Source organism: Streptomyces sp. (assembly GCF_031178505.1).
Lineage (GTDB): Bacteria > Actinomycetota > Actinomycetes > Streptomycetales > Streptomycetaceae > Streptomyces > Streptomyces gulbargensis.
In genome coordinates this window covers 1-3,386 of the sequence record NZ_JAPSIW010000748.1, presented here as the reverse complement: position 1 = coordinate 3,386, position 3,386 = coordinate 1, and the positions used below count along the sequence as shown (strand labels likewise).

General features: G+C 74.2%; 4 protein-coding genes. 1 reads left to right on the top strand and 3 read right to left on the bottom strand.

Annotated features, from left to right (window positions below):
- Nucleotides 1–290: helix-turn-helix domain-containing protein (locus RIF68_RS31650; protein WP_309054704.1), on the bottom strand; the 290-nt coding region annotated here is incomplete at its 3' end.
- A 62-nt stretch (nt 291–352) separates the two neighbouring features.
- On the opposite strand from RIF68_RS31650, the gene RIF68_RS31645 reads away from it, so the two are divergent.
- On the top strand, nt 353–790 hold the full coding sequence (locus tag RIF68_RS31645; protein WP_309054703.1) for a DUF4440 domain-containing protein: 438 nt from the start codon (nt 353–355) through the stop codon (nt 788–790).
- Here the strand turns inward: RIF68_RS31645 and RIF68_RS31640 are convergent.
- The gene (locus RIF68_RS31640; RefSeq protein ID WP_309054702.1) at nt 780–2,327 is read right to left on the bottom strand and encodes a type IV secretory system conjugative DNA transfer family protein; all 1,548 of its coding nucleotides are present in this window, start codon (nt 2,325–2,327) and stop codon (nt 780–782) included. The two genes, RIF68_RS31645 and RIF68_RS31640, sit on opposite strands and share 11 nt — an antisense overlap.
- Nucleotides 2,328–3,386 (bottom strand): ATP/GTP-binding protein (locus tag RIF68_RS31635; RefSeq protein WP_309054701.1); only part of this gene is annotated, 1,059 nt, incomplete at its 5' end. It abuts the gene before it with no gap.

The window sequence follows — 3,386 nt, the reverse complement described above, 5'->3', positions numbered from 1 at the left end:
TAGCGGACGGTCGGTGGCCACCCGGGGCGGCGGTCGCGGGTGAGGACGCCCGCCCCGGCGAGCTGGGCGAGACGCTCGGACAGGACCTTGTCGGAGAGCGTCGGGAGCGCCTGGCGGAGTTCGCTGTACGAGCGGTCGCCGCGCAGCAGTTCACGGACGACGAGGGTGGTCCACCGGCCGCGCAGGGCCGCGAGCGCGATCTCGACCGGGCAGTCCGGCGCGGGCGCGGTGACCCGCGCGTGGGCGTCGTCGGGAAGGCCGGGCGGATGACCAACCGTTCGGTGAGTCACGGGAGCGCCTCCTAGCGTGTCGGGTGTCCGATTGTCCCGGCACGGAAGGACGGCTGTCGATCATGTCTGTGTGGCTGCGTGAGCTGGCGACCCGCCCCGAGGATCTGCCCCTGGTCTTCGCGGCCCGCTTCAACAGCGGGGACGCGGGGCTGCTCGCCGAGGTGTACGAGGAGTCGGCGGTGCTGGCGGTGCGGCCGGGGGAGGCGGTGTCCGGGGCCGAGCTGCGCGCGGCCAACGGGCGGCTGCGGGAGCTGGGCGTACCGATCGCGGTCCGGCCCCGGCAGACGTACCGCAACGGGGACCTGGCCCTGCTGATCGTGGACTGGGTCGTCGAGGGCACGGGCCGCGACGGGGAGGCCGTGCGCGTCGCGGGCACCGCCACCGACGTGGCGCGGCGGGGCCCCGACGGGCGGTGGCGGTACGTCATCGACAACCCCTTCGGGCAGCGCCCGGACGCGCTCCCCGGCGCGCTCGTCGAAGGAGGCGGGCTCAGGGGGTGAGGGCGTCCTCGGGCCAGCGGGAGCGGGCCTGCTCCGCGGAGCGGAGGAGGGCGAGGGTGGGGAGGCCGTGGGTGTGGCCGGTGGCCAGGAGGTCCGGCAGGCGGGGGATCGGGGCCACGGCCGCCACGTCGTCGAGGACGAGGGTGAGTGGTGGGTCGAGCCGACCGTCGGATGACCGTGCGGCCATGCGGCGGCCGTGCTCGACCACGCTTGCGGCGAGGGCCGTGAGGATCGGCATCGCGCCGGGGTGGGTACGGGGGTCCTCGTGGGGTTCACCCACCACATAGAGGGTGCCCCCTTCGGCGAGGAAAGATGCCAGCGCCAGCGAATCCGTTCGGTTCGGGGTGCAGGCCTCGCGGATGTGGACGGAGGACAGCGCGCCGAGCGCACGGGCCGTCAGCTCCTGGGCGAGACGGCGGCTTTCGGGGTGGGCGGTGAGAGCCGCTTCGAGCAGGCCCGCGTGTCCGGAGGCGGCCCTGGGGTGGCTGCGGAGGATCCGTACGGGTTCGTGGGCGCCGGTCCCCTGCGCCCAGCGGTGGACCTGCCGGAAGGGACGGCCGTCGACGGCCGCCGCGTGCAGCCAGCAGCGCAGGAGGGTTTCGGCGGTGTCGGCGGTGGCCGCGTCCAGGCGGGAGTGGGGGCGGACGGGAGCGAGCAGGGCCGCGGCCCGCGCCTGGGCCGTGTCCGGGTCCTCGCAGCCCTCGCAGGGGGACCAGTGGAGGCGGCCGGGGGTGTCGCACAGGTGGCCGGCGTCGTGGACGAGGACGGGGCCGAGCTTGCCGCGGGCGTCCTTGGTGTCGGCCCACACGGTGGGATCCGAGGTGACGACGAGGACCGGGCCGTCGGCGTCCCGGATCGCCTGGACGGCGAGCGGGCGGCGGGCCTCGGGAGGGCCGTAGACCAGGCGCCGGGGGGCGGGGGAGGGGGCGGGCGCCGGTTCCCCGGGAATCCCGTAGGGGGCCCGTTCCGCGAGGGGGGCGGGTTCCGCGAGGGGGGCCCGTTCCGCGAGGGGGGCGGGCGAAGGCGGCGCGGGGACCGGTCCGGGAGCGGGGACCGCCGGGGCCTCCTCCGCCGGGCGGCGGGGCGCCGGGGGTGCGGGCTCCCGTGCCGGGGCGGGTGCCGGGGCCGTCTCCCGTACGGCCGGCTCGGCCGCCGGAGCCGTACCGGAGCCGTACCGGCCCTGCTTCCGGTGGGCGCGGACCGCGCGCCAGCGGGCGAGCGTGCCCAGGCCGAAGACCGCCAGGACGGCCAGGATCATCGCCTCGCCGATCACCAGGCCCCAGAACAGCCCGTACCCCGACAGCTGGCCCGGCGGGGTGCCGGGCCAGGCCGCCGCGAGGTCCGTCGGGGCGGTGGCCAGGGAGCGCAGGGCCGAGGGGGTGCGGGTGAAGGCGACCCCGTCCGGCCAGGCGCCGTGCGCGAGGAGACCCGACAGGCCGGTCGCCGCCCAGACCAGGACCGTCAGCCCCAGGATCAGGGCGAACAGGGTCAGCAGCAGCCCGTCGGAGACGCCCCCCTCCTTGCGTACCCGCTCCATCTACGCCACCGTCGACTGGGACGAGTCGTTCATCTGCTGCTCGATGAGGATCGCCCGCTGCTCCGTCTCCCATTCCAGCTCGGGGTCGGTGGAGGCGGACGACTCGGTCATGGCGCGGTCGGTGTAGACGAGGGGCCGTTCCCTCTCGGTGATGAGGTGTTTGACCACCTGCACGTTGCCGTTGACGTCCCAGACGGCGATGCCGGGCGTGAGGGTGGGGATGATCTCGACGGCCCACCGGGGCAGGCCGAGGACCCGGCCGGTGTTGCGTGCCTCGTCCGCCTTCTGAGCGTAGATCGTGCGCGTGGACGCCATCTTGAGGATCGCCGCGGCCTCCTTGGCGGCCGCCCCGTCCACGACGTCGGAGAGGTGGTGGACGACGGCGACGAAACTCAGACCGAGCCGGCGGCCGAACTTGAGCAGCCGCTGGAACAGCTGCGCCACGAACGGGCTGTTGATGATGTGCCAGGCCTCCTCGACCAGGAAGATGCGCTTCTTCCGGTCGGGGCGGATCCAGGTGTGTTCCAGCCAGACGCCGACGATCGCCATGAGGATCGGCATGGCGATGGAGTTGCGGTCGATGTGGGACAGGTCGAAGACGATCAGGGGCGCGTCGAGGTCGATGCCGACGGTCGTCGGGCCGTCGAACATGCCGCGCAGGTCGCCGTCGACCAGGCGGTCGAGGACGAGCGCGACGTCCAGGCCCCAGGCCCGTACGTCGTCTATGTCGACGTTCATCGCCTCCGCCGACTCCGGCTTCGGGTGCCGCAGTTGCTCCACGATGTCGGTGAGGATGGGCTGGCGCTCGGTGATGTGGCCGGTGACGTAGGCGTGGGCGACCTTGAGCGCGAAGCCGGAGCGCTCGTCCAGGCCGTGGCCCATGGCCACCTCGATGATCGTACGGAGCAGGGCGAGCTGCCCCGTCGTGGTGATCGACGGGTCGAGCGGGTTCAGGCGGATCCCGGCGTCGTTGGCGACCATCGGGTCCAGGCGGATGGGAGTTATCCCCAGCTCCTGGGCGATGAGGTTCCACTCGCCCACGCCGTCCTCGCCCTGGGC

What these genes read in the sequence shown, in the direction of transcription:
- RIF68_RS31645 (WP_309054703.1), top strand. Translation starts at nt 353, where the DNA reads ATGTCTGTGTGGCTGCGTGAGCTGGCGACCCGCCCCGAGGATCTGCCC.
- RIF68_RS31640 (WP_309054702.1), bottom strand. Translation starts at nt 2,327, where the DNA reads ATGGAGCGGGTACGCAAGGAGGGGGGCGTCTCCGACGGGCTGCTGCTG.